The sequence below is a fragment of the bacterium genome (assembly GCA_026708015.1).
Taxonomy (GTDB): domain Bacteria; phylum Actinomycetota; class Acidimicrobiia; order Acidimicrobiales; family Bin134; genus Poriferisocius.
Genome location: JAPOVT010000007.1, coordinates 6,425 through 31,328, shown reverse-complemented (window position 1 = coordinate 31,328; position 24,904 = coordinate 6,425). Strand labels below are relative to the sequence as shown.

Genomic DNA, 24,904 nt, shown 5'->3' with positions numbered 1-24,904 from the left:
GAACGGGGTCTCACTAACGAGAAATCGAGAGCGTGATATGGCGAGGCGAGCAGGAGGACGAGCGGCCCGAGTGGCCATGCGGGAGGCCCCGCTGGCCGCAGATGCCCAGGCGGTGTGGCCGGGGATGCCCGGCGGAGCCTTTCGGCCTCTGTCCGAAGGGCAGTGCGACGATGTATTCGAGTCGGCCCTCGGCCTGTTGGCCGATCTGGGTATGGGCCAGGCCACCCCGGAGATCATCGAGGCGGTGACGGCCAACGGCGGACGGATGGACGAGCACGACCGTCTGCGTTTCCCCCCCGACCTCGTCCGGCGAGTGGTAGACGGGGCGTGCAAGGAGTTCACGCTGTACGGGTTCGACCCCGACCGGGGGGTGGAGATCGGCGGAAACCGAGTCCACTTCTGCACCAGCGGGGCGGCGGTCATGATGCTCGATCACGACACCAAGCGCTTCCGCCATAGCACTCTGGCCGACCTCTACGACGTGGCCCGGATCGTCGACACCCTCGACAACATCCACGTGTTCGTGCGGACGCTGGTGGCCCGCGACATGGAAACCGCCCGGGAGTTGGACATCAACACCGCCTACGCCATTCTGGCCGGCACGACCAAGCCGCTGGGCACGGCCATGTTCCACCCCGACCATGTACACGAGTGCGTGGACCTATTCGACATGGCGTTGGGCGCCGAGGGGGAGTTCGCCCGCCGTCCCTTCAGCATCGCCAACAACACCTTCGTGGTGCCCCCGCTGCGCTTCGCCGAGGAGTCGGCGCTGTGCCTCCTTGAGCAAGCCCGCCGAGGCATGCCGCTCAACCTGCTTTCAGCCGGTCAGGCGGGGGCCACCTCACCGGCCGCGCTGGCCGGGTCGCTGGTGCAGGCCTTGGCCGAGTGCCTGGCCGGTTTGACCGCGGTGAACCTGGTGCTGCCCGGACATCCCTGCGTTTTGGGCATGTGGCCGTTCGTGTCCGACCTGCGAACCGGGGCGATGAGCGGGGGCAGCGGCGAAGAGGCGATCATCAACGCCGCCGCGGCCCAGGTGGTGAACTACTTGGGCTTGCCGTCGGGCGTGGCCGCAGGAATGGCCGACTCCAAGCTGCCCGACAACCAGGCCGGGGCCGAGAAAGCCAACGCCATCACCCTGGCCGCCAACGCCGGGGCAAACATGATCAACGAGACGGCCGGGATGCTGGCCAGCATCATGGCCTGCTCGCTGGAGGCTCTGGTGATTGACAACGACATGCTGGGCTCCATCAACCGCACGGTGCGGGGCATCGAGATCACCCCCGAGACGCTGTCGGCCCAGGTGATCGCCGACGTGGTGAAGGGTGAAGGGCACTTCCTCGGCCACTCCCAAACCCTCTCGCTCATGCAGACCGAGTACATATATCCCCTGATCGGAGACCGCCTCAGCCCCGACGACTGGGTGGACGCCGGTGCCCGTCTCATGGACGAGGTGGCCCACGACTACGTAACCGGAGTGCTCAGCGGCCCCAAGCCCGACCACATCTCCGTCGAAGCTGACGCCCGCATCCGAGAAGCCTTCCCCATCCACCTCGCCCCCATTCGCTGACCAAGCGCACCGTCACTAGTGTCGGAGCATGGCCTGGGATTTTTCTACTGACCCTGAGTTTCAAGACCACCTGGATTGGCTCACCGAGCTGATGCACACCGAGATCGAGCCACTGGACCACTATTTCCGGGGTCGGTCGCCGTTCGACAAGTCCGACGAGGAGGTGCAGAGCCACCTGCGCCGCATCCAGCAGAAGGTCAAGGACCGGGGGCTGTGGGCCTGCCACCTCAAGCCGGAGATGGGGGGCATGGGGTTCGGCCAAGTGCAGCTGGCGCTGATGAACGAGATTTTGGGCCGCTCCACGTTCGGCCCCTCGGCGTTTGGCAGCCAGGCGCCCGACTCGGGCAACGCCGAGATTTTGGCCCACTACGCCAACGACGAGCAGAAGGAGAAGTACCTAAAGCCTCTGCTGGCCGGAGAGATCTCCACCTGCTACTCCATGACCGAGCCCCAGGGCGGCTCCGATCCCAACCACTTCACCTGCACCGCCCATCGAGACGGCGACGAGTGGGTGATCAACGGCGAGAAGTGGTTCGCCTCCAACTACCCGCGGGCCGAGTTCCTCATCGTCATGCTCATCACCAACCCCGACGTGTCGGTGTACCGGGGATCGTCCATGATGCTGGTGCCCCACGACGTCCCCGGCTTGGAGCTGGTGCGCAACGTGGGCGTGGGCGGCGAGCGCCGGGGCCACGGTGGCCACAGCTATCTGCGGTTCAACGAGTGCCGGGTTCCAATCGAAAACCTCATGGGCGAAGAGGGGGCCGGGTTCAAGATCGCCCAGACCCGCTTGGGCGGGGGCCGGGTACACCACGCAATGCGCTCGGTGGGCACGGCCAAGAAGGCGTTCGACATGATGTGCGAGCGGGCCCTCAGCCGGGAGACCAAGGGATCGCTGTTGGCCGAGAAGCAGGCGGTGCAGCACATGATCGCCGACTCGTGGATCCAGATCGAGCAGTTCCGCTTGCAGGTGCTGCACGCCGCCTGGCAGATCGACCAGTCCGACACCTCCAAGGCTCGGCTCTACATCGCCGGAGTGAAGGTGGCCACCCCCCGGGTGCTGATGGACGTGGTTTTCCGCTCCATGCAGATCCACGGCTCGCTGGGAATGTCCAACGAGACCCCGCTGGCCAACATGTGGATGATGGCTCCCACCTTCGGGGTGGCCGACGGCCCCACCGAGGTCCACAAGGACACCATCGCCAAGCAGGTGCTCAAGGACTACCGGCCTTCTGAGGGGCTGTTCCCCACCGAGCACCTGCCCGCCAAGATCGAATGGGCCACCCAGGTGATGGCCGAGCGCATCGAAGAGGAGCTGCTGAACGCCTGAGCGGGGGATCGGCCCTGTTCAGCGGGAGAGCAGGTCGGCTACTCGCCAGGAGTTGGCCATGATGGACAGCACGGGATTGACGCCGCCGTTGGTGACATGGAGCGAGGAGTCGGCCACATAGGTCCGCTCACAGCCCCACACCTTCCCCTGGGGATCGACGGCGCCGGCTGCCGGAGTTTCGGCCATGCGGGCGGTGCCGGCTTGGTGCTGGCCGCCGGACAGGATTTGGAACCCCATCGAACCCCCGGTTATGTCCCGGGCTCCGGTGGCGGCAATCCACTCCTTGGCCCGGTCGCCCAGGAACTCCGCGGTGTGCAGGTCCTCTTCGTGCTGCACGCCGAAGAAGCGGGCCACCGGCAGGCCCCAGCGATCCCGCACTTCCGCCGACAGGTCGAGCCCGGCCGATCGGGTGGGGATCTCCTGGATCGGGCCCATGATCATGATCGTGCGCCGGTAGGTGTCCCGCAGGGCCTGCCGAGCTGACGCTCCCGTCGGGCGCCCATACTCGTCGATCTCGCCCGCAGCCTCAGCGGCCCTTTGGTGCTGGGGCCGGAACCACGACCCCATCACCCAGTGCTGCACCGGCGACACCGCATATTCGTCGGCGATCATGCCGCCGCCGACGATCCCGTCGTTGTGGTGGCAGTGCTCTCGGGTGGCCATGGCCAGGCCGGGGCCGATGCCATCGCTGAGCGGCTCGTCGGTGTCGACGTGCCCGTGGGCCAACACGTAGGTGATGGGCCAGTCGGCCAAGGCCGAGCCGTCGGGTACGCCGTACTCGCTGGCCATGCGAAACGTCTCCGGCGCGAACCGCCATCCTTGGCAGCCGTACAGCCGGGGGCCGCCCCCCAGCACAACGGCGTTGTTGTGGTAGCGGAAATCGTGGGGCTCGACGGCCTGTTCGCCATTCCCATCCTTTACGGCCCGGGGGTTTCCGACCGGGGTTACCCCCTCGCCGAACCCGAAGACGGCGGTGCGGTGGTTGCGCACCGGGTCCCAGCCGATTTCGGTGGATTTGAGGGCGCGGCCCCGCTCCACCACCAGCACCGAGCAGCCCGCTGCGGCCAGAACGTGAGCGGCCACACCGCCCCCTGCCCCGCTGCCGATCACCACCGCGTCGTAGCGATCCCGAACCTCGTCCCAATCGACCACCGGCGGCACGGTGTCAACCAATTCCGGCTCGCCCAGGGGGAATCGCTGGTAACCCAACTCCTCCCAACACCCCGAGTCGGGATCGGTCAGCCAAGCCAGTGTCTCTTGGTCCATTCAACGGCCCAGGGTAGGGGAGGGCCACAGCCAATCGCGTGCGGTAGCGTGCCGCCGTGACTGTTCGATGGGGAATCGCCGGGCCGGGAGGCATCGCCGTTGGGTTTGCCAACGGGCTCCAGTTGCTGGACGACGCTGAGATCTACGCTATTGGGTCGCGCTCGGCCGACCGGGCCAGGGACTTTGCCGCCCAGTACGGAGCTTCGGCCTCCTACGGCAGCTATGAGGAGCTGGCCGCCGATCCCGGAGTGGACGCGGTGTACGTGGCCACCCCTCAATCCCGCCACGAACAGGACACGCTGCTGTTTCTTGAGGCGGGCAAGCCTGTGTTGTGCGAGAAGCCGTTTGCGCTCAACCGGGCCCAGAGCCAGCGCATGATCGATGCGTCCCGGGAGCGAGGGCTGCTGCTGATGGAGGCCATGTGGAGCCGCTTCCTCCCCGCCTATCGGGTATTGGCCGACCTGCTCGCAGACCAGGCCATCGGCCAGCCCCAACTGGTGGAGGCCGACTTCGGGTTCCACCAACCATTCGATCCCGACCACCGTCTGTACGACCCCGAGCGGGGCGGCGGGGGGATCCTCGACCTAGGCGTGTACCCCGTGCAGTTTGCCTCTCTGGTATTGGGCACGCCCACCAGCGTGGCGGCTCAGGGTCGGATCGGCGAGACCGGGGTCGACGAGCAGGTGGCCGCCGTTCTCGGCCACCCCGGCGGCGAGCTGGCGGTGGTGAAGGCGGCCATCGCCACCAACTTGGGCTGCACCGCCCGCATTGCCGGTACCGAGGGAACCATTGAGATCCCGGCGTTCATGCACTGCCCGGGGTCGCTCACGGTGGTTCGCGGGTTCGACCGGGAGGAGATTGACGGCTCCTGGGAGGGCGACGGTCTCCGGTTCCAAGTAGATGAGTTCCACCGCTGCCTGGCCGCCGGTGAGCTGGAGAGCCCGGTGATCTCCCACGCCGAAACGCTCTCGATCATGGGCACCCTCGACCAGATCCGCGACCAGATTGGCCTGCGGTTCCCTGGGGAGTAGGGCGCTTAGCGTTCGGTTGGCACCTATTTGATGGCGATGGGGTTTAGAGGCGAGCCCACCGCGCCGGGGATGTTGAGCGGTGGTGCTACCAGCATGAATTCATAGCGGCCGTCGTCGCCCCAGCGCCCCCAGTTGTTGGGCCCCTCGGGCACATAGCCGCCCACCACCTTGCCGTTGTCGTCAACGGTGTAGTCGGGCGGCGACCAGCTCTTGGCGTATCTGGCGTAGTCCTCTCGACCCATAGTTCCTCCTAGTAATCAGAGCTGGATGAGGCGGGGCACGGTCCCATATATCAACAGATCGCGGCCGATCTCTGTTGGGAGCCAGTTGGATGAGCCGCACAGCGCGTCCAACACCAGCGTTCGCTTGAGACCCAGGTGGAAGCTGTGCTCGGCGGTAAAGCCCATTCCGGCCAGCACCTGCTGGGCATGGGTCGCCGTGGTAAGTGCAGCTTGACCGGCCAAAGACTTGGCCAGCCCGGCCAACAGGGGGTTGGGATCGCGGAGGCACGCTTCGGTCACCGATTGTGCTCCCTCGATTAGCGCTAGCGACTCGGCCAATTTGTGGCGAATCGCCTGAAAGGACGCCACCGGGCGACCGAATTGCTCGCGGTCGATGGCGTGCTGGCGGGCTTCGTCCAGCATCCATCGGGCTCCGCCGAGAAGCTGGTAGGCCAGCGCCATCCGGGCGGCGGTCATTGCGGCTTCCCAGTTGCCCTTTGTCTGCAACGGAGTCAGATCGTCGGTCGCGATGTGAGCTGATACATGGCGATAGGGGTGATCGGGATCGATTCCGGTTAGCGCCGGTGTTTGGAGCAAGCCGGCCTCAATCGTTGCTGTTTCTGTGCCCTCGAACTCATCCACGGGCAACACCACTGTGTTTGCCCGGTCTATCCGCGACGACACCAGACCATTGAGGACAAGGGGATCTTCCTCCATCAGGGACCGGGGATCGCCTGGTTGTGGGGCCGCAGGGTTGGTGTGCAAGGAGGTAGGAAAGAAGACGCAGGAGGAGGGCGATATGGGTATGCCGAGCGCGTGGGCTACCACGTCATCGAGCAAGGTGGCGGCCGAGCCTGAAGCGCCGAGTGCGCTGAAAGCAATCGCCACGGCCGGTCCGGGGGCGGCATGTAGCAGATCGGCCCAGCCCATCTCGTTTAGCACTTGGTCAGCCTCAGCCGGACCGGGCGCGTCAAGCATCGCCGACGTGAAACTCGCAGATAGCAGGGTCCAATCGTTGTGATCGAGGAGTTCGCTCATGACTCTGGCCCCAAATCGAGTAAACGGCGGGCGACGATGTTGCGCTGAATCTCGGAGGTTCCTCCGTAGATGGAAGCCGCCTTGGAGTAGAGGTAATCGGTGCGCCACTGAGCGGCGGTGAGGTCTTCGTCGAACTCGATCACGCCGGGGAGCAAGTCACGCACTGCCTCGAACAGCTGCTGCTCGGCCGATGTGATGAGCATCTTGTCGATCGACGTCTCCACCCCTGGCTGTTGGCCGGCGTCGAGCCGGTGCTGGGTGTCGCGGGATCGGCAGCGGAAGGCCACCAGGGACAGGTACGCCTGACCAACCGCCTTGGCCGCAGCGTCGCTGAAATCGCCCGAATCGGCTACCTGGGTCACCAAGTCGGACAATCGCCGGTGCAACAGGGCCCCCCGTTGCCAGAACGTGGTGGACCGCTCGTAGGGGAGGATGTCCATGGCCACTTGCCATCCCCCGTTCTCCTCGCCGATGAGCCGGTCGGAGGGCACGAAAACTTCGTCGTAATGGACTTCGGCGAAGTCCAGCCGACCGTGCATGGTCTCGATCGGGCTAAAGGTGATGCCCGGAGAGTCCACGTCCACCAGCAAAGCAGTGATGCCTCGATGGGCGCTGTCCGGGTCGCCGGTCCGGGTGAGCAGTACGCAGCGCGAGGAGTATTGGATGAAGCTGGTCCAGATCTTCTGTCCGCTCACCACCCAACCGCCGTCGGTTTTGGTGGCCCGGCACGACAGGGAGGCCAAGTCGCTGCCCGCATCGGGCTCGGAGAACCCCTGGCACCACATCTCGTCGCCCCGCATAAACGGCGGCACGAAACGGGCGGAAATCTCGGGCCGGGCGAAGTCGATGACGGTGGGGGCCAGAACCTCGATCATCGTCCAGGGACTCGGATCGGACAGCCCCCGCAGGTTGACCTCCTCGCCGACGACGGCCCGCAACAGCGGAGAGCCCCCTAGCCCCCCTACCGACTCCGGCCATCCGTACCGGCCGAACCCGGCGTCGAATAGGGCCCGCTTGACGTGGACGTAGTGGGCCATCTGCTCGTCCATCGAGCCCGCGCCCTCATAGGGCGGGGTCAGATCATCGGTGTTGGCGTCGAGCCACGCCCCCAAGTCGCGTCGAAAGGTGTCAGGATCCATCGTTGCCAAGGCGCTTTAGGTTACAGCGGAGGCTCCCGCACCATCTCCAAGTCGGCCGAGCCGCTGTCGGGGACGCGGGGTTGCCGCCACGCCTCCACCGGAAACGAGGCCTCGCACAGAGAGAACGTCAGCAAGAGCAGGTTGCGGGCATCATCGGGGAGGTCGTCGAGGTCGAAAGTGTCGCAATAGTCCATGATTTCGGACAGCCGGGGCATCATGGCGTCGTAGAACGCCTGCATATCGACCATCGTCGAGTCCAAGCGCTTCTCATAGCGCTCCCGCCAGGAGTCGAGGGCCCAGTCGGCATACGGGGCCAGGTCGGCGAAGTCGGAGGGCAGCGCCGCAGCGGAGGTGTCGCTCACAGTCATTCCCCTCCGCCGTTGTCCGACGCCGGCATCCACGGGTAGCCGCCCGGCCGCCCGCCGGCCTTCACCTGCTCGCGCACCGCGGCGTGGTGGTGGCGGCAGAGGATCTCCTGGTCGTTGAGCATGAAGGTGTCCACCACCTCGCTCTCGATCATGGCCTGGGTGGCCTCCAGGGTGTTGGCGTCTTGGAAGGCGTACTCCTTGAAGGTGGAGAACGCGAATTCCTGGGCGGCGCGCTGGCTGGCGTTCTCCGGCGGAACGAAGTTGAGGGTTGACTCGAACAGGTGCTTGCCGGGGCCGAGGGGCCAGTAGGAGTAGGTGAGATACCAGCCTGTCTCCCAGAACAAGATCATGAAGTTGGGCCACAGCACGAATGAGTCGATGCCCCACGAGCGGTGCTTGGACGGGTTGAGCAGCGGAGGCAGATCCTGATTGTCGTTGACGGCTGCGGGCTTGTCCCAGGGACCGAACAGGCCGCTGCGCAGCAGGTTCTCGATCGGCTTGACCATGCTCGGGTCCTTGGGCGGCGACATGCCGCCCCACGACGACACCATGGAGTGGGGGCTGAACAGCTCGTAGTGGAGTCCCTCGAAGCCGAATCCGGCCAGCTTCTCGGCCTCCTCGGCGGCCGCCTGGCGCTGGTGCAGCACCGGGGCGTGGTAGAACTCCACGAACGCGTCGATGAACAGCTTCCAGTTGCTGTCGATCTCCGAGCGCACCTCGTAGGTCTGGGTCATCTCGCCGAACGGATAGCCGGCCAGACCCTCTGACAGCGGCGCCAGGGCCTCGGCGAGCGTTTGCTGGGGTTCAGGGTCGAGGTTGACGAAGATGAAGCCCTCCCATATGTCACAGGCTACCGGAACCAGGCCGAGAGAATCCTTGTCAACGTCGAAGAACTCCGACTCCTGCTGGATGAACACCAGCGAGCCGTCGAGGTCGTAGCGCCAGCCGTGGTACTTGCAGGTGAGCTGGCGGCACACCCCGGAGGTCTCCTCGTTGGGGAAGTCATCCCACACCAGCTTGTTTCCCCGGTGGCGGCAGACGTTGTAGAACGCCCGCACGGTGCCCTCCCGGTCTTTGACCACCAAAATGCTCCGCTTGGCCCAGGGGAATTCCCTGGTGAAGTAGCTGCCTGCCCGTCCCAACCGCTCGACGCGCCCTATGCACAGCCACTCCTTTTTGAAGATGGCGTCGATCTCCTGCTGCCAGTAGTCAGGGTCGTAGGAGTCCTTGTAGGAGACCGGACCGGTTCCCAGGCCGGGGTAGTGCTCGGTCCAGCTGCCCTCCGCTGGCTTGGGGAAATGGGCCATAGCGTCTCCTTAGCGCTTGCAGACCGCGCCGTTTTTCATCACGAACTGCACCCGCTCGATCTCGGTGAGCGGGTCGCCGGGCATCCCGACAATGTCGGCCAGCATCCCCGGAGCAATGCGACCGAGGTCGGGGGCGTCGATCAGGTCGGCGCTGACCACCGTGGCGGCCCGGATGGCCTGAAGCGGGGTCATCCCCCGCCTCACCAAAACGACCAACTCCTCGGCGTTGCGACCGTGCCAGATAGCAGGGGCGTCGCTGCCGGCGGCTATCTTGACCCCGGCCTCGATGGCCTTGGAGATGGTCTGGCGGGCCTGAGGGAATACCTCAGCCGCCTTGGCCTGGAGCTCCGGCGGCTGGTTGGAAACGTCCCAGTTCTCGGTCAAAGCGGTGGTGCTCACCAGGAACGTGCCGGTGTCCACCATGAGCTGGATGGTGTCGTCGCTCATCAGAAAGCCGTGCTCGATGCAGTCTATGCCGGCCTCGATGGCCGAGCGGACGGCTTGGTCGCCGTGGCAGTGGATGGCCACTTTGAGGCCTCGGCGGTGGGCCTCGTCGGCGATGGCGGTCAACTCCTCGGTGGAGTATTGCTGGGCCCCGGCGGGCCCGGTGTGCGACATCACCCCGCCGGAACCGCAGCACTTGATCAACTGGGCGCCATATTTGATCTGGTAGCGCACGGCCCGGCGGATTTCGTCGATGCCGTCGGCCACCCCTTCTTCCACCGTTATGGGCAGCACGTCGGGGGCGAGGGCCTGGAACATGGTGGGGTCGAGATGTCCGCCGGTGGGGGTGATGGCGTGACCGGCGGGCACGATCCGGGGGCCGTCCACCCATCCGGCGTCGATGGCCTCGCCCAGGGCAACGTCGAGCAGGTATCCGCCCGTCTTCACGAACAAGCCCAGGTTTCGCACCGTGGTGTAGCCGGCCCGCAGCGTGCGGCGGGCGTTGGCGGTGGCCCGCAGCGTCATCTTGGCCGGGTTGGCCTGCACCGAGTCGAACAGGCCCGCGCCGGGACCGCCCATGAACAGGTTGACCTCCATGTCCATGAAGCCGGGCAACAGCGTGAGCTCGGGAAGCTCGATCACCTCGTCGCAGTCGTCGGCAATGTGCTTGTCGGAACCGACTTCGGCGATGCGGTTGCCCTCCACCCGCACATAGCCGGGCTCGATCACCTCGCCGGTGTCGATGTCGAGCACCCCTCGCCCGTGCAGGGCGGTGGCCGTCGGGTTGGGCATCGCTGTCCCTTTCAGGAGACTTGGAATGTTGTTGCGATAATAGGGGAATCTCATTCCCAGCCTAACCTTGACCAAGATTCCCGCACGGAGGCGGCCATGGCCTTTGCTCCCGAAGACCTGATTCTCATCAGCGTCGACGATCACATCATCGAGCCTCCCGATCTCTTCGATGCCCACTTGCCGGAGCGCTACAAGGCCGACGCGCCCCGTATCGTGCGCCGTGATGACGGGGCCGATGTGTGGCGTTTCGGCGAGGTCGAGGTGCCCAACGTGGCCCTCAACGCAGTGGCCGGCCGTCCCAAGGAGGAGTACGGCGTCGAGCCCCAGTCGCTGGAGGAGATCCGGCCGGGGTGTTTCATGGTTGACGAGCGGATCAAGGACATGAACGCCTGCGGAGTGCTGGCGTCGATGAACTTTCCGTCGTTTCCCGGATTTGCCGCCCGGTTGTTCGCAGTGGAAGACGAGGAGTTCGGCCTGGCTCTGGTGCGGGCTTACAACGACTGGCACATAGACGAGTGGTGCGGGGCCCATCCGGGGCGGTTCATCCCCATGGCGCTGCCGGTTATTTGGGACGCCGAGAAGTGCGCTGAGGAGGTGCGCCGGGTGGCCGACAAGGGCTGCCACTCGCTTTCGTTCACCGAGAACCCAGCCGCCCTGGGCTATCCGAGTTTCCACGACCGGTACTGGGACCCGCTGTGGGCCGCGGTGTGCGACACCGACACGGTGCTGTCGATCCATTTGGGCTCATCGGGTCAGCTCAGCTTCCCGGCGCCCGACTCGCCCCCCGACGTGATGATCACCCTTCAGCCGATGAACATCCAATCGGCCGCCGCCGACCTGCTGTGGTCCCGGGTGCTCAAGGAGTTCCCCGCCATCCGCATCGCCTTGTCGGAGGGGAGCACCGGATGGGTGCCGTATTTCTTGGAGCGGGTCGACCGCACCTACGACATGCACCACCGCTGGACCGGCCAGGATTTCGGCGGCCGGGTGCCCAGCGACGTGTTCCGCCAGCACTTCCTCACCTGTTTCATCTCCGACCACACCGGGGTGTATCTGCGCAACCAGATCGGCATCGACAACATAAGCTGGGAGTGCGACTACCCCCACAGCGACTCGGCGTGGCCCGACGCCCCCGAAGAATTGGCGAAGCTGATGACCGAGGCTGGGGTGGCCCAGGACGAGGCGGACAAGATCACCCATCGAAACGCCATGGCGTGGTATTCGTTCGACCCCTTCAGCCATGTTCCTCTAGAGCAGGCCTCGGTGGGCGCTCTGCGGGCGGCCGCCGCCGGCCACGACGTGAGCATCCGCTCGATGAGCCGGCGGGAGAAGCTGACCGCCGAGCAGGTCCAGGCGCGCTGGCAGAACATGGGCCAGAGCGCCGCGGGCACCGGCGCGCAGCGGGCCAGCTGATGCCATGAAGGTCGACGAACTGGGCCGGGACACGATGTGGCGAGACCGGGCCATCGAGCGGTCGACCCGGACGGCCCGAGACCGGGCGGCCAAGCGGGTTCAGCAGTTTCTCGACGCGGCCCGCGATGCCATCGCGGCCAAGGCCTCAACGGAGTTCACCGTTCAAGAGGTGGTCGACCAGTCGAAGCAGTCGGTGCGGAGCTTCTACCAGTACTTCGACAGCAAGCACGAGCTGCTGCTGGTTCTGTTCGAAGAGGAGATGGGCATCGCGGTGGCCCGTATCCGGACGGCCACTGCCGAGGGCGGTCCGCTCGACCGTCTGGAGCAGGTGGTGCTGATGGTGTACGACCTGTGCGCGCCGGGACGGGTATCGGAGCAGCCGCTGTTTGCCGAGTTCGCCCAGCGGCTACTGGTCGACCACCCCGAGGAGGTGGTGGCGGCCTATTCACCCCTCTACGAATACGTGGCCGAGATCGTGGAGCAGGTAGGTGAAGCCGGTCTCCTTCGGGAAGGGCGCCCGCGACGTCTAGCAGCTGTCGTCCTCCAGGCCGCCACCGTCACCGCGGGGCGGAGCACCGGTGTGGATCGGCCGGTCACCGGCGAGGAAGTCTGGCGCTTCTGCCTCCACGCCATCGTCCCCGATCACAAGCTGTCGTAGTCGACTACTGAATCGCAGTCGGGGACCGACTGGCAGGTGAGAATGTACCCGTCTTCCACCTCATCGGGTTCCAGCGCCTCGTTGGCCCGCATGGTGACGCTGCCCTCTTTGAGAAAGGCCATGCAGGTTGCACAGTTGCCTGCCTCGCAGGAAAACGGCGGACTCAGCCCGGCCCTCCGGGCCGATTCCAGCACAGTGTCGCCCTCGACGTAGTCCATGGTGCGACGCTTGCCCCTGAAGATGATCGTCAAGCTGATGGAGCTGCTCACCGGTTTCAGCCTCAGCTAGCCGACGGCTCGGGGCGGTCGGGGTCGTGGGTGCGGCCGGCGTCTCGGGCGCCGCTTCGCCGAAGGAAGGTCATCGAGCGGGTGGCTAGCCGCCAGCCCCTCTGGGTGCGGCGGTAGGTGTCATTGTAGTAGCCGATCCGCATTTGATGGTCCGTCTGGCCTACAAAGCACAGCGGCTGGGTGCCTGAGGCTTGGTCGCCATCTAGCTCGATCTCCGGCGGGCCCACCAAGAACAGGCCCTTGGGGGCGGCGGCCACCAGCCGGGGGAAGTCGGCCAGGGCGTACTTGTCGCCGAACGCGCGGTAGGTGCCGTCGGGGGTGAACACCTCCATCACGGTGTCGATGTCGTCTTTGGTCATGCCGACGGCGTAGCGGGCCAGCAGTTGCTCGATCTCGATGATGTCGGCCATCCGCTCCTGATCCATGACTTCCTCTCGAAGGGGAACGATCTTCTCGTTTCCGGAGAACATGGTACTTTGCGGTCTTCTGACTGCCATCTAGCGGGAGGACGTTTGTGAGGAGGAATGACATGACGGCATCGGCTCCTTCTGCCCCCTACTACGACCCCTACGACTTCGAGATCGACAACGATCCCAACTCGGTGTGGAAGCGGCTGCGCGACGAGTGCCCGCTGTACTACAACGATAAGCACGACTTCTGGGCGCTCAGCCGGTGGGACGACGTGGAGGCTGGCCTGAAAGACCACACCCGGCTGATCTCCGGGCGGGGCACGGTGCTGGAGTTGCTCAAGGCCGAGGTGGAGATGCCCCCGGGCATGATCTTGTTCGACGATCCGCCCCGCCACGCGGTTTATCGGAGTCTGCTGGCCCGGGTATTCACCCCCAAGCAGATGAATGCCATCGAGCCCCAAGTGCGGCGCTTTTGCGCTGATGCACTCGATGCCCTCAAAGGCGCCGAGAGCTTCGATGTGATCGAGTCGTTGGGTGCGCCGATGCCCATGCGGGTAATCGGCATGCTGCTCGGCATCCCCGAGTCGGATCAGCAGGCCATTCGCGACCAGATCGACAGCGGCCTGCGGCTTGAGTCAAGCGAGATGCCGATAGGGGGCGCGGTCCAGACGATGGAAGTTTCCGCGGCCGAGGGGAATTACGGCGAGTACCTCGACTGGCGGAAGGAGAATCCGTCCGACGATGTGATGACCCAGCTCATCCACACCGAGTTCGAGGATCACACCGGCGTTGTCCGCCGCCTCACCCGAGAGGAGATCCTCAGCTACATCGGCCTGTTGTCCGCGGCAGGCAACGAGACCACCACCAAGCTCATCGGGTGGACGATGCTGATGCTGGGGTTGTTGCCCGACCAGCGCTGGGAGGTCGCTGCCGACCCCGGTCTCATCCCCAACACCATCGAAGAGTCGCTGCGCTATGAGGCCCCGTCGCCGGTGCAGGCCCGCTACGTGAAGCAGGCCGTGGAGTACCACGGCACCACCGTGCCCGAGGGCAGCGCCATCTTGCTGCTCAACGGGTCGGCCAACCGCGACCATCGCAAGTGGGGCGACACCGCCGACGACTTCGACATCCACCGCGATATCAACCACCACTTGTCATTCGGCTATGGGCTGCACTTCTGCCTCGGCGCGGCGCTGGCCCGCCTGGAGGGCCGGGTGGCGCTCGATGAGATGCTCAAGCGATTCCCCGATTGGACTGTCGACCTCGACCAATCCGAGCGGGCCCACACCTCCACGGTGCGGGGCTGGGACAAGCTGACGCTGGTGATCGGCTGAGCGTCGCCGCTGGGTCAGCTCTGTTGCTGGGCGAGCTGGCTGGCCAGAGCGTAGACCCCCTGGTCGTAGGAGAACTCCACCATGTTGCCGTCGGGGTCGGCCAGCATGCAGATGTAGCCGATGGGGGGTGGCATGTCGGTGGGGGGCATGGCCAGACATCCGCCGGCGCTGCCCTTGGCCGCCGTCTCCTCCACCGCCTCTCGGCTGGTCAGCTCGATGCCCAGGTGGGCGAAGGGGGCCAGCTTGGCCATGGGTGAGTCTTTGAACGGGTCGGTCTCGGGGAAGAACTGGGCCAACACCAAGATGAAGGGCGAGTCGGGGGAGTCGCCGTGGCCCAACCAGGCCCCGTAGCCCATGTGGTCTTCCCGTCGGTCGAGGAGCCGCATCGGGGTGTAGGTGGTGTACCAGTCGATGGTGGCGTCCATGTCGGCCACCCGCAAGGCGATGTGGGTCCAGCGGGGGGCGGGGGGATGGACGTCGTAGACGGGGTCGTGATCGTGATGGGTCACGGCGGGTCTACTCGTCGGTCCAGCCGTCGGGGATCTGGGGATCGTCGCCGCCCTTGGTCCACAAGATGAGGGTGTTGCCCCACGGGTCTTTGAAGGCGGCGTTGAACCCGTTGAACTCGGCCCAGTAGTGATCGCGCCACAGCTCGGTGGCGCCGCGGGCCAGGGCCCGGTCCATGATGGCGTCGGAGGAGTCGTCGTCGCTCACCAGGATCCAGATCCGCACGGTGCGCCCGTCTTGGGACAGCCCGCGGGGCTCGACGCCGTCGGGGTCGGGGTGGGGGCGGGCGTTGGCCGCGTTGTGGATCCCCATGTGCAGGTTGCCGATCTCGCTCTGAGAGCCGTCGTCCAGCTGGAAGTTCTGGCCGGGGACGATCCGGTGGAATATGCCCGCGGGACGGGGCTCCACCTCCCAGCCGAACACCTCGTGGTAGAAGACCGCCGATGCCTCGGGGTCGTCGGAGGGGAAGTCAACGAAGATGAGAGTGTTGGGGTAGGTCATCGCCCCTATTTCTAGTTGATGTTGTTGGTTATCGCATCGGCCAGCGGGAACGGGGGCGAATGCCTGAGCGCTCGATTAGTCGCTGGGCGGCTTGGCGGGCCTCGGAGCGCAGCGATCCGGTGTCCACTGTTGTGCACTGGCCGTCGGCAATCACGAGGCGGCCGTCTACCAGCACATCGGTCACCGATCCACCTCCGCCCGCCCACACCAGTTGTAAAATCGGGTCGGGGCTGGGCGGTTGCCACTGGATGCCGGAACGGTCGATCACCACGATGTCGGCGGCCTTTCCCACTTCCAAGGAGCCGATCCGGCCGGCCAAACCCACCGCCTCGGCCCCGGCGATGGTCAGCAGCTCGAAGGCGTGGTGGGCGCCGAACTCGGTGGGATCGGCGGATGTGTCTTTGGCCAACCCGGCGAACAGGGCCGCGGCGCGCAGGCCGTCGATGGCGTCGCCGGCGTTCTCGGTGTCGCATCCCAGCGCCAGCCGCCCTCCCTGTCGCCACAAATCCAGGTGGGCGAAGCGCTGTGTCAGTCCCTGGCCCAGTCGCAGGTAGGCCCACGGACATGAGGCCACCGCGGTGCCGGTTCGCACCAGCGCATCCATCTCGGCGTCGTCGATGTGTACGGCGTGGCCCACCAGCACGTTGGGGCCGAGCACCCCCAAGTGATCCAGATGCACCAGCGGACGATGCCCGGTGCGCTCCAGATAGCGGGCGGCGTCGTCGGGCGTGGGGGACAGGTGGAAACTCAGCCGTCTCCCTGTTGAGCGGGCCAGATCGGCAGCCGCCACCACCAGATCGTCGGACATCAGGTCGTGGCCCACCAGGGTGACCGACGACTCCACCAGCCCGCCGGGTGGATAGCGCTCGATGAGGTCCCGCTGAGCATCGACCACCTCAAGAGCCGGGGCGGACTGGGGCAGGCCGTCGGCATCAGACCCCCAACGCCCGACGGCGCCCCGCACGCCAACTTGGGCCATGGCCTGGGCCACCCGGTCGGGATGGGCCACCGTGCCGGCGTCGATGGTGGTGGTGATGCCGTTGGTCGCCGCCTCCATCAACCCCAAAGTGGCGGCCAGTTCGTCGTCGTCGGCGGTGACATGCTCGTGAACGGGCACGATCCACTCGAAGATGGCGGCACCCGGAGGCAGGTCGTCGGGGATGGCCGAGGCCACCAGCCGGTCGGCGGTGAGGTGCTGGTGGGCGTTGACGAATCCGGGCACCACCAACGAGTCAGCCGACCCCCGCTCGGGTGCATCCGGGTACCTGGCCTGGATGTCGTCGGCTTTGCCTACTGCGGCGATCTTCCCGTCGGCTACCGCCACTGCGCCGCCGGAGATGATGGTGCGCTCGGCGTCCATGGTCACAATGTCGCCGGTGATCACCCAGTCGGCCGCTGACACGTCAGTTGACGTTACCGGCGCAGTGTGCGGTTCTGCTTCTACTTCCGCAGGCAGACGGTGAAGCGGGTCTCTTCTTCGAAGAAGTCCGGTTCGGTTCCGTTGTGTCGCTCCATGGCGGGTATGACCTGTCGGCGGATGCCCATACCCAGCCCCTCGACGTATTTGTAGTCACGCATGATGCTCATCATCACCTGGTTACGCGCGTAGCGGATGCCCGCACGCATGCCTTCGATGCTCACTGTGTTAGGCAAACTTCCCGGACTCTGCACTTCAATTCGATCATCGAAGACCGACAGCAGCACGTCGGTTCCAGCGATGCTGTAGTCGCGGTGTATGAGGGCATTGACCACAACTTCGCGGACAGCCTCCTCGGGGAAGTCTCGGCGTTGGATACGGCGACCATCCTCGAGCGCCGCGGAGGTGCCCGTATTGCGACGGACGAAGTCGAGAGCCCTCTCCACCACTCCAGTTTCGACTAGCTCGCCACCGTCTGAGAATAAGCCCACTAATGGGCCCTTGATGCTTTCGTCTGATTTGGTGGCATAGCCCGGCTCAAGGCCCGCGAAGCACACCGCCCGAATTCCGCACTGCGGCAGGAATCGCCCCGGGTTCTGGCCGAACAGGAGCATCCCGTCGACTGTGGCGTACGTTTCGCCACCTGCCTCGATGGCAAGTTCAAGGTTGCAGAGCAACCTGCGCCACGGCTTCGAGCCAGGACTGGGCATCTCCACATCGCCGCGGATGCGCACGAAGTAGTCCTCTAGGCGTCGGGAATCGAGGTCAGCTACACCAGCACCTAGTACCGGCTTGAGGCCGAAGCGGAGACCACCCGACTGCTGGTACAGTCGCTGTTCTTCCTCGCGAGTGGCATCGCGTGTCGCGGTGCCGACCCGGACCTTGGTAACCCAGTGCGCTCCTTGTTTGCACTTGTAAGGCTTGTCAGGTGCATTGGCCGGCACAGTCACAATTCCGACCATGGTGCCGCCTTCGAACTCGGTGACCTCCCAGGTCGGGATGATGGGGGGCGCTAGATGATCGCGAGCGACCTGCATAATCCACTCCTCGGCTTCCCCACCTGCTCGCGTTAGCCCCGAGATCTCGCCGCTATCCTCGACGCCGAGCAGCACCTGACCACCCTCGACGTTCAGCAGTCCGGCGATCACCTGGGCGAGCTTTTCCGGACGTACGTCGTCCCGCTTGAATTCCACGCGCGAGCCCTCGCCAGCGGCAATCAGTCGGAGCAAGTCGGTCTGATTCATCGGTTGACTTCAGAAGCCGTACTTGCGGCGACGGCGCTCGAACGCTTCCTTGCCGCCTTCGAGGATTTCTTCTACCAGAGTCCGGACCGCGGGCGTGTCGATTGATCCCATGTGCTCCGGGCTGAGAAATGCCCGTCCTTCAAGATCGCCGTCGTCGACGTCGCCCTTGGCATCGAGGCCCAATATGAGTTCAGCGTCACCGAGCACGGGAATGTTCGCGTTGTGCGTCGAGAAGACAAACTGGCGTTGCCTCTTGCTCTCTCGCATTTTTTCTACGATTACCTCGCTGATGAAGCGGTTGTCGAGGTCGTCCTCAGGTTGGTCGACAATTAGCGGCGCATCGGATTCAAGCAGCAATAGCAGCAGCACGGCGGTGGCCTTCTGGCCTTTCGACAACTTGCGGAGCGACTGCCACGACTCCTCTGTTGTGCTGCCCGAGGTGTTCAAGAGCAGCTCAGTGGTCGGTGGCAACTCCAGTTCCTCAATCTTCATGAGCGTGCTTTCGCCCGCTCCGGCGATGCTCTCGGCTTGTTGCCGAGTGATCCCGTAGTGCTTCGTCAGCTTTTCAGCCCCCGAGCGACCGCGAGCCGCAAGATCGGTGAGGGAAAGGTCCTCGGCTGCTTCGAGTTTCCGGATCGCGACATCTAACCGACCTCCGACCACTTCTCTCAGCAGGCTCGTCAATGGCGTCCGATCTCCCGTGGCAGTGACTTCAACCCGGACATAGCCCTTGAGCTGCTTGCTCACCCGACTTGCAGCCTTTGAAAGCTCGCGGAACTGGGTGGCCTTGACTCCCTCCCACTCATCAAGCAGCTTGCGTCGCCGCTGAACTTCCTCGCTGCGCACTTTCTCGAGCGTGCCGCGCCGCTCTCTGAGGGGACGCAGATTTTCGATGCTTCGACGCAAGCGGATGAACTCCTCCCCGTCTACGGCTGACTTCTGTAGTTCACGAAGAATCGCCTCGTACTGCTCAGTTATGGCCGACTTGTGCTCCGACCACTCCGCGGTGATTGTGTCGATGCCTTGCTGAGCCCGCTCCAAGGCGCCCTCGATCTGCTGTGCCGCCAATTCAAGTGCGTCGCTCAGCTCTGCCAGCACCGAGTTCGTCCTGTCGAGGATCGGTTCTCCGGGCAATTCCGCTAATGAGCGCTCTGACAGAAAGGCGCGGTCGAGCGGTAGTTCTTGGCGCAGCGTCGCCAGAACATCGTGTACCGGCTGTAGGCGTTCCGAGATGGATTCGACTATCCGGTCCTCTCGAACCAGCAGGCTCTGGTCCTTGAGGCGTTCTTCGAGACCAGCTTCTTGAAACCGCTCCAGGGTTTCTTCAAGCCGGGGCAGCTCGGCGAGGCGCTCGTCGATTGAGGCGAGTTCTTCGTCGGCTTCGAGTATTGCTACTCGGGAGGCTTGAAGTCCGCGCTGGATGCTTGCCTTGCGTGTTTCGAGGTCGGCGTCGGAGCGCACAAAGCGGTCAAGGAGCCTGGTGAGCTTGGGGCCGCTGCGGGTGAGCTCAGAAATCTCGTGCTGGCCATATACCTCCACCCGTTGCAGCACGTCGGTCGGCCGTAGGTCTAGTATCTCGCCTTCGTCATTGAGAACCACCGGCGGATTCGGAACGGTCCTCTCGATTCGATACCGGCGTTCAGCGGGGTGCAGCGAACGCACCAGCAGCGACACCTTGGTTCCGCTGCGAAGCACATGACGGACAATGTCGCGATGAGCATTGCGTGCTTCGTCACCAGCAGGTTCGAGGTCCAAGACGTACCGAATGCTCTCGATCACGGTCGACTTGCCGGTACCGCGGCCACCGATGAGCACGTTCAGATTCGGGTTGAAGTGAATCGCACCGCCATCAAGAAAGCCACCTCCCTCCCACGCAATGGCTGCCAACTCCGAATGCTCCTCAGGTTCCTCATCGGTGTTGAGGCGAACACGCGAATCGGGATCGAGAAAGGCCTGCCGCAACCCCTCGACGCTGGGTTGGCCGGCAAACTTGATCAGGGTGGTGGCTCCCTCTTCGCTTAGATGGCTCACGCTGGCGACATCTTTGGCATTGACCACGGCAATTGCTTGATGGCGACCCGCCTTGTACGGGCGGGCATACTCCGGTGCTTCGTTCCTGATGATTGAGCGCTCCCCCTCGTCAAGCTCGTCAATCGACGAGGGAATCTGTATCGCCAACAGGTTCTCGTTCTTCCACGCCATCGCTCGAGCGCTCTTCCGGAGGGCCTTGAAGAGTCCTTTCTCCCCAACGGCGTGGGCCGCGATGGCGATCCCGCCCTGGCTGGAGACCATCTCCAAAATCGTGGCGAAATCCTCGTTGCAATTGTCTCTTGAAGGCTCGGTCTTGCGGATGCCGAATTCGCCCAGGAGCCGATTGAGTTCAGCCGTGGTGGTGTCTGAGTCGTAGATGCACAGAACATGAATTCCGTCTCTCGACTCGAGTTCGAATCCGGGCAGCACGGTCACTTCAGTACTGCTTGCAGCCTTACGGAATGCCTCTACATCTTGAACGCTGTTGTGGTCGGTTATCGCCAGCACGCCAATTTCGAGTTCGCGGGCCTTGTCCACGAGACTTGCCGCATGGCTCTGGGCGTCGCCGTCGTTGGGTGTGTTCCGGTAGCTCTCGCGGTAGTGATAGGGGTTTACCTGAAGTGCGCATCGCACGAAGTGAGCGCCTGATGGCCGTTCCAGCGCCTCGGCGATCACGTGTGATTCGGATGTGTCCATTTGATAGCTCTCCGGGCCTTCAAAATCGCTCATGATTCTTCTATAGGGCGAGTGGCGCAGCAACCACATAAGGACATGAGCTTCCCCCTCTTCGGGGGAATCCAGCGGGATATCATCGGGCCATGAGCGGAAATGGCGCTTCCAACGCACTTGTCGGACAGCCCGCACTGGACCACCAGTGGTATCCCATCGCGCTCAGCGAAGACATCGATCCCGGACCGCACGGTGTCCAGGTGCTGGGCCGCCGCTATGCCTTGTGGCGCTCGGAAGGCGGATCGCTTACCGCCGCACCCGATCGCTGTCCTCACCGGCAGGCCCCGCTCTCGGAGGGGCGCATGGTGGACGGCTGCTTGGAGTGCCCCTATCACGGCTGGCGCTTTGGTGCCGGGGGCCGGTGCGAGCTGGTTCCGTCGTCGCCGCCGGGAACGCCGGTGCCTCCCAAGGCCCACCTCGACACCATCAACATTGAGGAGCGCTACGGCCTGGTGTGGCTGTGTCCGGGCAAGCCGCTGGGCCGGATCCCCGAGATCCCCCAAGAGGACAACCCCGAGTTTCGGCGGCTCAATACGCCATTCCAGCACTGGGCGGTGTCGTCTACCCGGATCACCGACAACTTCATGGACTTCTCCCACTTCCCCTTCGTACACACCGCCACCTTCGGGCTGGCCCAAGAAACGGTGATCCCGCCATTGGAGATGGGCGACCTGCCCGACGGCTACCGGGGCTATGTCTACGAGGTGAACGCCAACAACACCTCCGACGCGGGCCAGACCGTCACCGGCCAGGAAGACGATGTGCTGCATCGCCGGATGACTACGGGTTATGTGCTGCCGTTCTCGGTGCGCAGCACCATCGCCTACGAGTCGGGCTTGGAGCACATCTTGTTGCTGCTGACCACCCCGATGGACGACGTGAACTCGCTGTTCAACTTCGTGGTGTGGCGCAACGACGACTTCTCAGTGCCCGCCGATGAGATCATGAAGTTCGACCTGGCCATCGGCGCCGAAGACAAGGCCATGCTGGAAAAGCTCGAAGGCGTGCTCCCCATGGACCTCACCGCCACCGTCAGCGTACAGTCCGACCGCCCCTCGGTGGAATGGCGCCGCAGCCTGGCCGCGCTGATGGCCGAAGGCGGCGCGGCCTAGAAGGGGACGACCATTGGCAACCGAAGACTGCACCTCAGACCAAGAAGATCCCGGCATCCCAGATCCCCATGGGGATATCGCAGCGGGGCGGTACACCCGCTATCTCAACTCCGAGGAGTTCTTAGCGTCATTTGAAGAGGACTCGTGATTTCGGGCAGTACCCAGCTTGCGCAACGAGTCCTCTTCCTCGGCTGCGCCCAAGTCCCCATTGCCATTCGTCAGCTTTATGTCAAGGCGGCCGATAGCATGTGTGTATCCCCGGGAAGCTCATGTCTTCGGACAGGCCCCGGGGTATCGCCTTTCTGAGGTCTTCGGCTGGAGCAGCGAGGTCAGGCCTGTGTCAGTTACTAATGATGCACTGGGACCCGTACATCGTGATGTGGAAACTCTGCAGCAGGTCGATCCCGAGAATGATGTCCGTGCCGTCCTCCTGATCTGGTATCAGCTCCACCAGGAGGCTCTCGCCGCGCACGTAGGTTCTTGTTCCCCCCTGTTCCTCGGTTTCCATGATGGGGATTCCCATAACCATCTTGTAGGTGGGTGTTCTGACCGTTTCGTTCCCCGCATATGAGACCATTGCCACACCTACCTGTTCGGCCTCAAGGGCGTCAACCACCTTTTGTGTCACGCCGGTGTGGGTGCTGCCGGTGTCCACTATCGCTGAGAATCGGGTGGGGGACAGCCCGAATGGGTGAAATGGGTCTTCCGGGTCGGGCAGGGCGACATCTGCGACATGGCGAATCTCGTTGTCTGTCATCTCGATTGCGATTGTCGGCATAGTCGCTGCTGTCAGGAAAGCACTTTCAGGCGACGTCCCCGGCGGTGGGGCTTTTCGCCTATACGCACGAGGGAGAAGCTGCCGAGTCCATAGGTGTCGCAGCCATGCCTATACGCATTGTCCTCGTCGTCGTAGATCTCAACGATCTCCTCGTTGTGCATGAGCGCTATTGCTCCGGGGCGCTCGTTTTCCAGCCGGTCTTTGTGCAAGGCCAGATACGCGTCATAGTTGGCTTCTGCCTGATTGAGCGTGTTGCTCAAGGGGGCACCTCCTATCGCGACTCTGCCTGACGATATTCAGCGTACCACGACCGCCCCAAATTCCGAACTGACAGTTTCCGCCAGGTCGGATGCAGGGGTGGACGTCGGTCCGAAGGGTCTAACACCGGGTAGCTTGACCTCGATACGCTAGTTTGCGTCTAGGCGGAGGTCGCCTACCCTCAGGGTCGCATCCGGCGGCCGCGCCCGGTGCCGGGGGCCGCTGCGAGCTGGTTCCGTAGTCGCCGACGAATTCGTCTTGATATTCGTGCATTGTGCGGCGAAGCCTCTCGGGAGTCTGAATCTCAGCTGCGGCGAGCATCTTGGCTTCGTCCATCGGGCCGCACTGTGCCGCGGTGCCGAGGATGCGGGCGTGCTCCGCGGTGATCTTGCTGGCTGACAATGCGCCCCGAGTAGCTTCCAAGCCCTCAAGCTGCTTGGAATCGCGCATGATGCGCTGAGCCTGTTGACCCGATTGGCGCAACTCGGTCTTGAGTGCCTAAGCGGTGTCGTAGGGGCTGGTCCGTCGCTTCTTCTCCGCCACCGCCTCCGCCAGGAAACCGTCCAACCGGATGCGGGCCTGTCCGATCTGCCGCAAACGAGCGTCCAAAGCAGAATCATCGAGTCCGGAGACGTCCACTGCGTCCACGAAAATCCTGCTGCCGGAGGCGTTTTCCCTGGTAAGAACACCACAATCCATGCCCATATGTCTACCGACACCAGTGACAACATTCCTTTGGTGGAATCAGTCGGCCAAGCGGTTGTTGATGGTGGGTTCACGAGCAAGCATCCCTCGCCACTCAGCGATCTGTTGTTCTTCCACGCCGAGGGCAAGGGCGGCGGCTCGGTCGATAGTGGATCGAACTGGGCAGTCGTCAGCTTGTGACAGTGGCATAATCTCGACGTCGCTGACTTCCTCCCAGGCTCGGGCAAGGGTCGCCCAAGCAGGGTTGTCGGGATTTGGGATGCCAACGCTGCGCAATTGGTCCAAGGACCAAGCGGGGTAGGTCAATTTCTTGCTTCTGAGGTTCAAAAGCATGATCCTTGTCGGCGTCGAATTCCACCATGCGGCTAATGCATGGCCGTCGATCTCATCGGAAACGGTCACAGGGGTCCATCCTGATCCGATGGACGGCGTTGGTGACCAGATAGCGGTAAGCCTCCCACTAATGGTGTCGTACCGCTGGGCGACGAGAAGACGGCTGCGCCGTTGCCAGTACTTCTGGGCCAAGCCCTTCTTGGCATTCTTTGCGAGGCCATTCGCTTCGGGGCTGCTGTGCATGGTGTTGTGGATTTGGGAGCTCACCGACCAGAAAATAGGCACCGCTTCCGGAGTGTCAGATTCGCATTGCGTATAGGCATCCCGAATTCTCTGGCCTGCCGGCCCGATCTCGTGGCGCTTGCCTACCGGCTCTAGTAGCGGCGACTGGTTGATCTCGTAGGCCGCTTCGGCCAAGCGACCCTCGAACCATTGCACCGGTGACCAGTCCCCACCGGCAATTCGGTCCGCTGGCCAGAGCGTGCGACTTCCCCAGTCGGATGCCTCCCCGCTGGCGATGGAATCGGCAGCTGAAAGAGCCTCTTCGGGCGACAGAGGTATCTTTCGCAGCGAAAAGAATTCTGTGGGGGGGGGGGGGGGGGCCCGGCGCCGTGCGATCAGTAGGCATTGGGGGATGCCGGTGTTCTCCGAGACGCGGATTCGCTTCGGGGCGGGGGGGGGGAA

Annotated in this window: 26 protein-coding genes; 7 read left to right on the top strand and 19 right to left on the bottom strand. The window is 64.2% G+C overall.

Going from position 1 to position 24,904, the window contains the following annotated elements; genetic code table 11:
* Nucleotides 1–37: 37 nt before the first annotated feature.
* Together OXG30_02110 and OXG30_02105 are read left to right on the top strand one after the other, a co-directional pair.
* Complete coding sequence (locus OXG30_02110) at nt 38–1,567, top strand: trimethylamine methyltransferase family protein (protein MCY4133696.1); 1,530 nt, start codon at nt 38–40, stop codon at nt 1,565–1,567.
* Between the two features lie 28 nt (nt 1,568–1,595).
* Nucleotides 1,596–2,897: an acyl-CoA dehydrogenase family protein gene (locus OXG30_02105; protein MCY4133695.1), complete on the top strand. Its 1,302-nt coding sequence runs from the start codon at nt 1,596–1,598 to the stop codon at nt 2,895–2,897.
* Nucleotides 2,898–2,915: 18 nt separating this feature from the next.
* Here OXG30_02105 and OXG30_02100 read toward each other — a convergent pair whose 3' ends face one another.
* A complete protein-coding gene (locus OXG30_02100; protein ID MCY4133694.1) occupies nt 2,916–4,163 on the bottom strand; it encodes a GMC oxidoreductase in 1,248 nt (415 codons plus the stop codon).
* Nucleotides 4,164–4,219: 56 nt separating this feature from the next.
* Here OXG30_02100 and OXG30_02095 point away from each other — a divergent pair, with 56 nt between their 5' ends.
* Complete coding sequence (locus OXG30_02095) at nt 4,220–5,194, top strand: Gfo/Idh/MocA family oxidoreductase (protein MCY4133693.1); 975 nt, start codon at nt 4,220–4,222, stop codon at nt 5,192–5,194.
* Between the two features lie 23 nt (nt 5,195–5,217).
* Here the strand turns inward: OXG30_02095 and OXG30_02090 are convergent, their stop codons facing one another.
* Genes OXG30_02090 through OXG30_02065 form a run of 6 tightly spaced genes read right to left on the bottom strand, consistent with a single transcriptional unit; the run spans nt 5,218 to nt 10,503 of the window.
* Complete coding sequence (locus OXG30_02090) at nt 5,218–5,436, bottom strand: hypothetical protein (GenBank protein MCY4133692.1); 219 nt, start codon at nt 5,434–5,436, stop codon at nt 5,218–5,220.
* A gap of 15 nt (nt 5,437–5,451) precedes the next feature.
* On the bottom strand, nt 5,452–6,453 hold the full coding sequence (locus OXG30_02085) for an acyl-CoA dehydrogenase family protein (GenBank protein MCY4133691.1): 1,002 nt from the start codon (nt 6,451–6,453) through the stop codon (nt 5,452–5,454).
* Complete coding sequence (locus tag OXG30_02080; protein MCY4133690.1) at nt 6,450–7,592, bottom strand: acyl-CoA dehydrogenase family protein; 1,143 nt, start codon at nt 7,590–7,592, stop codon at nt 6,450–6,452. Before OXG30_02080 ends, OXG30_02085 begins: the two co-directional genes overlap by 4 nt.
* A 20-nt stretch (nt 7,593–7,612) precedes the next feature.
* Nucleotides 7,613–7,960, bottom strand: a complete 348-nt coding sequence (locus OXG30_02075) for a hypothetical protein (protein MCY4133689.1) — start codon at nt 7,958–7,960, stop codon at nt 7,613–7,615.
* Nucleotides 7,957–9,267 (bottom strand): aromatic ring-hydroxylating dioxygenase subunit alpha, encoded by a 1,311-nt coding sequence (locus OXG30_02070; protein ID MCY4133688.1) that lies wholly within the window; start codon nt 9,265–9,267, stop codon nt 7,957–7,959. Before OXG30_02070 ends, OXG30_02075 begins: the two co-directional genes overlap by 4 nt.
* Nucleotides 9,268–9,276: 9 nt before the next feature.
* Complete coding sequence (locus OXG30_02065) at nt 9,277–10,503, bottom strand: amidohydrolase family protein (GenBank protein ID MCY4133687.1); 1,227 nt, start codon at nt 10,501–10,503, stop codon at nt 9,277–9,279.
* Between the two features lie 96 nt (nt 10,504–10,599).
* On the opposite strand from OXG30_02065, the gene OXG30_02060 reads away from it, so the two are divergent.
* Together OXG30_02060 and OXG30_02055 are read left to right on the top strand one after the other, a co-directional pair.
* Nucleotides 10,600–11,916 (top strand): amidohydrolase family protein, encoded by a 1,317-nt coding sequence (locus OXG30_02060; GenBank protein MCY4133686.1) that lies wholly within the window; start codon nt 10,600–10,602, stop codon nt 11,914–11,916.
* Nucleotides 11,917–11,920: 4 nt separating this feature from the next.
* Nucleotides 11,921–12,574 carry a TetR/AcrR family transcriptional regulator gene (locus tag OXG30_02055; protein ID MCY4133685.1) on the top strand — a complete coding sequence of 218 codons (654 nt, stop codon included), beginning with the start codon at nt 11,921–11,923 and terminating at the stop codon, nt 12,572–12,574.
* Here the strand turns inward: OXG30_02055 and OXG30_02050 are convergent.
* Together OXG30_02050 and OXG30_02045 are read right to left on the bottom strand one after the other, a co-directional pair.
* Nucleotides 12,559–12,792, bottom strand: a complete 234-nt coding sequence (locus tag OXG30_02050) for a 2Fe-2S iron-sulfur cluster binding domain-containing protein (GenBank protein MCY4133684.1) — start codon at nt 12,790–12,792, stop codon at nt 12,559–12,561. The genes OXG30_02055 and OXG30_02050 overlap by 16 nt on opposite strands.
* A 62-nt stretch (nt 12,793–12,854) precedes the next feature.
* Complete coding sequence (locus tag OXG30_02045) at nt 12,855–13,286, bottom strand: nuclear transport factor 2 family protein (GenBank protein ID MCY4133683.1); 432 nt, start codon at nt 13,284–13,286, stop codon at nt 12,855–12,857.
* A 104-nt stretch (nt 13,287–13,390) separates the two neighbouring features.
* Here OXG30_02045 and OXG30_02040 point away from each other — a divergent pair, with 104 nt between their 5' ends.
* Nucleotides 13,391–14,605: a cytochrome P450 gene (locus OXG30_02040; protein MCY4133682.1), complete on the top strand. Its 1,215-nt coding sequence runs from the start codon at nt 13,391–13,393 to the stop codon at nt 14,603–14,605.
* Nucleotides 14,606–14,619: 14 nt separating this feature from the next.
* Here the strand turns inward: OXG30_02040 and OXG30_02035 are convergent, their stop codons facing one another.
* The 5 genes from OXG30_02035 to OXG30_02015 are packed head-to-tail and all read right to left on the bottom strand — an operon-like array spanning nt 14,620 to nt 21,034.
* Complete coding sequence (locus OXG30_02035; protein MCY4133681.1) at nt 14,620–15,114, bottom strand: VOC family protein; 495 nt, start codon at nt 15,112–15,114, stop codon at nt 14,620–14,622.
* Nucleotides 15,115–15,121: 7 nt separating this feature from the next.
* Nucleotides 15,122–15,613 (bottom strand): VOC family protein, encoded by a 492-nt coding sequence (locus OXG30_02030; protein MCY4133680.1) that lies wholly within the window; start codon nt 15,611–15,613, stop codon nt 15,122–15,124.
* Nucleotides 15,614–15,641: 28 nt separating this feature from the next.
* Nucleotides 15,642–17,015, bottom strand: coding sequence for an amidohydrolase family protein (locus OXG30_02025; GenBank protein MCY4133679.1), 1,374 nt, complete (start codon nt 17,013–17,015; stop codon nt 15,642–15,644).
* A gap of 38 nt (nt 17,016–17,053) precedes the next feature.
* Complete coding sequence (locus OXG30_02020; GenBank protein ID MCY4133678.1) at nt 17,054–18,274, bottom strand: putative DNA binding domain-containing protein; 1,221 nt, start codon at nt 18,272–18,274, stop codon at nt 17,054–17,056.
* Nucleotides 18,275–18,283: 9 nt separating this feature from the next.
* A complete protein-coding gene (locus OXG30_02015) occupies nt 18,284–21,034 on the bottom strand; it encodes an AAA family ATPase (GenBank protein MCY4133677.1) in 2,751 nt (916 codons plus the stop codon).
* A gap of 89 nt (nt 21,035–21,123) precedes the next feature.
* Here OXG30_02015 and OXG30_02010 point away from each other — a divergent pair, with 89 nt between their 5' ends.
* Nucleotides 21,124–22,146, top strand: coding sequence for an aromatic ring-hydroxylating dioxygenase subunit alpha (locus OXG30_02010; protein MCY4133676.1), 1,023 nt, complete (start codon nt 21,124–21,126; stop codon nt 22,144–22,146).
* A 340-nt stretch (nt 22,147–22,486) separates the two neighbouring features.
* Here the strand turns inward: OXG30_02010 and OXG30_02005 are convergent, their stop codons facing one another.
* From OXG30_02005 to OXG30_01985, 5 genes are all read right to left on the bottom strand, one after another.
* Nucleotides 22,487–22,924 (bottom strand): hypothetical protein, encoded by a 438-nt coding sequence (locus tag OXG30_02005; protein MCY4133675.1) that lies wholly within the window; start codon nt 22,922–22,924, stop codon nt 22,487–22,489.
* An 11-nt stretch (nt 22,925–22,935) separates the two neighbouring features.
* A complete protein-coding gene (locus OXG30_02000; protein ID MCY4133674.1) occupies nt 22,936–23,184 on the bottom strand; it encodes a hypothetical protein in 249 nt (82 codons plus the stop codon).
* A gap of 118 nt (nt 23,185–23,302) precedes the next feature.
* On the bottom strand, nt 23,303–23,632 hold the full coding sequence (locus tag OXG30_01995; GenBank protein MCY4133673.1) for a hypothetical protein: 330 nt from the start codon (nt 23,630–23,632) through the stop codon (nt 23,303–23,305).
* Between the two features lie 48 nt (nt 23,633–23,680).
* Nucleotides 23,681–23,881, bottom strand: a complete 201-nt coding sequence (locus OXG30_01990; protein MCY4133672.1) for a hypothetical protein — start codon at nt 23,879–23,881, stop codon at nt 23,681–23,683.
* A gap of 45 nt (nt 23,882–23,926) precedes the next feature.
* Nucleotides 23,927–24,658 carry a hypothetical protein gene (locus OXG30_01985; GenBank protein ID MCY4133671.1) on the bottom strand — a complete coding sequence of 244 codons (732 nt, stop codon included), beginning with the start codon at nt 24,656–24,658 and terminating at the stop codon, nt 23,927–23,929.
* Nucleotides 24,659–24,904 lie beyond the last annotated feature (246 nt).

Excerpts from the sequence above, each read along its gene's own strand:
- OXG30_02020 (MCY4133678.1), bottom strand. The coding sequence starts at position 18,274 with ATGAATCAGACCGACTTGCTCCGACTGATTGCCGCTGGCGAGGGCTCG.
- OXG30_02015 (MCY4133677.1), bottom strand. The coding sequence starts at position 21,034 with ATGAGCGATTTTGAAGGCCCGGAGAGCTATCAAATGGACACATCCGAA.
- OXG30_02010 (MCY4133676.1), top strand. The coding sequence starts at position 21,124 with ATGAGCGGAAATGGCGCTTCCAACGCACTTGTCGGACAGCCCGCACTG.
- OXG30_02080 (MCY4133690.1), bottom strand. The coding sequence starts at position 7,592 with ATGGATCCTGACACCTTTCGACGCGACTTGGGGGCGTGGCTCGACGCC.
- OXG30_02055 (MCY4133685.1), top strand. The coding sequence starts at position 11,921 with ATGAAGGTCGACGAACTGGGCCGGGACACGATGTGGCGAGACCGGGCC.
- OXG30_02040 (MCY4133682.1), top strand. The coding sequence starts at position 13,391 with ATGACGGCATCGGCTCCTTCTGCCCCCTACTACGACCCCTACGACTTC.
- OXG30_02030 (MCY4133680.1), bottom strand. The coding sequence starts at position 15,613 with ATGACCTACCCCAACACTCTCATCTTCGTTGACTTCCCCTCCGACGAC.
- OXG30_02005 (MCY4133675.1), bottom strand. The coding sequence starts at position 22,924 with ATGCCGACAATCGCAATCGAGATGACAGACAACGAGATTCGCCATGTC.
- OXG30_01990 (MCY4133672.1), bottom strand. The coding sequence starts at position 23,881 with ATGGATTGTGGTGTTCTTACCAGGGAAAACGCCTCCGGCAGCAGGATT.
- OXG30_02085 (MCY4133691.1), bottom strand. The coding sequence starts at position 6,453 with ATGAGCGAACTCCTCGATCACAACGATTGGACCCTGCTATCTGCGAGT.
- OXG30_02045 (MCY4133683.1), bottom strand. The coding sequence starts at position 13,286 with ATGGATCAGGAGCGGATGGCCGACATCATCGAGATCGAGCAACTGCTG.
- OXG30_02075 (MCY4133689.1), bottom strand. The coding sequence starts at position 7,960 with ATGACTGTGAGCGACACCTCCGCTGCGGCGCTGCCCTCCGACTTCGCC.
- OXG30_01995 (MCY4133673.1), bottom strand. The coding sequence starts at position 23,632 with ATGCGCGATTCCAAGCAGCTTGAGGGCTTGGAAGCTACTCGGGGCGCA.
- OXG30_02110 (MCY4133696.1), top strand. The coding sequence starts at position 38 with ATGGCGAGGCGAGCAGGAGGACGAGCGGCCCGAGTGGCCATGCGGGAG.
- OXG30_02060 (MCY4133686.1), top strand. The coding sequence starts at position 10,600 with ATGGCCTTTGCTCCCGAAGACCTGATTCTCATCAGCGTCGACGATCAC.
- OXG30_02090 (MCY4133692.1), bottom strand. The coding sequence starts at position 5,436 with ATGGGTCGAGAGGACTACGCCAGATACGCCAAGAGCTGGTCGCCGCCC.
- OXG30_02070 (MCY4133688.1), bottom strand. The coding sequence starts at position 9,267 with ATGGCCCATTTCCCCAAGCCAGCGGAGGGCAGCTGGACCGAGCACTAC.
- OXG30_02100 (MCY4133694.1), bottom strand. The coding sequence starts at position 4,163 with ATGGACCAAGAGACACTGGCTTGGCTGACCGATCCCGACTCGGGGTGT.
- OXG30_02065 (MCY4133687.1), bottom strand. The coding sequence starts at position 10,503 with ATGCCCAACCCGACGGCCACCGCCCTGCACGGGCGAGGGGTGCTCGAC.
- OXG30_02050 (MCY4133684.1), bottom strand. The coding sequence starts at position 12,792 with ATGGACTACGTCGAGGGCGACACTGTGCTGGAATCGGCCCGGAGGGCC.
- OXG30_02105 (MCY4133695.1), top strand. The coding sequence starts at position 1,596 with ATGGCCTGGGATTTTTCTACTGACCCTGAGTTTCAAGACCACCTGGAT.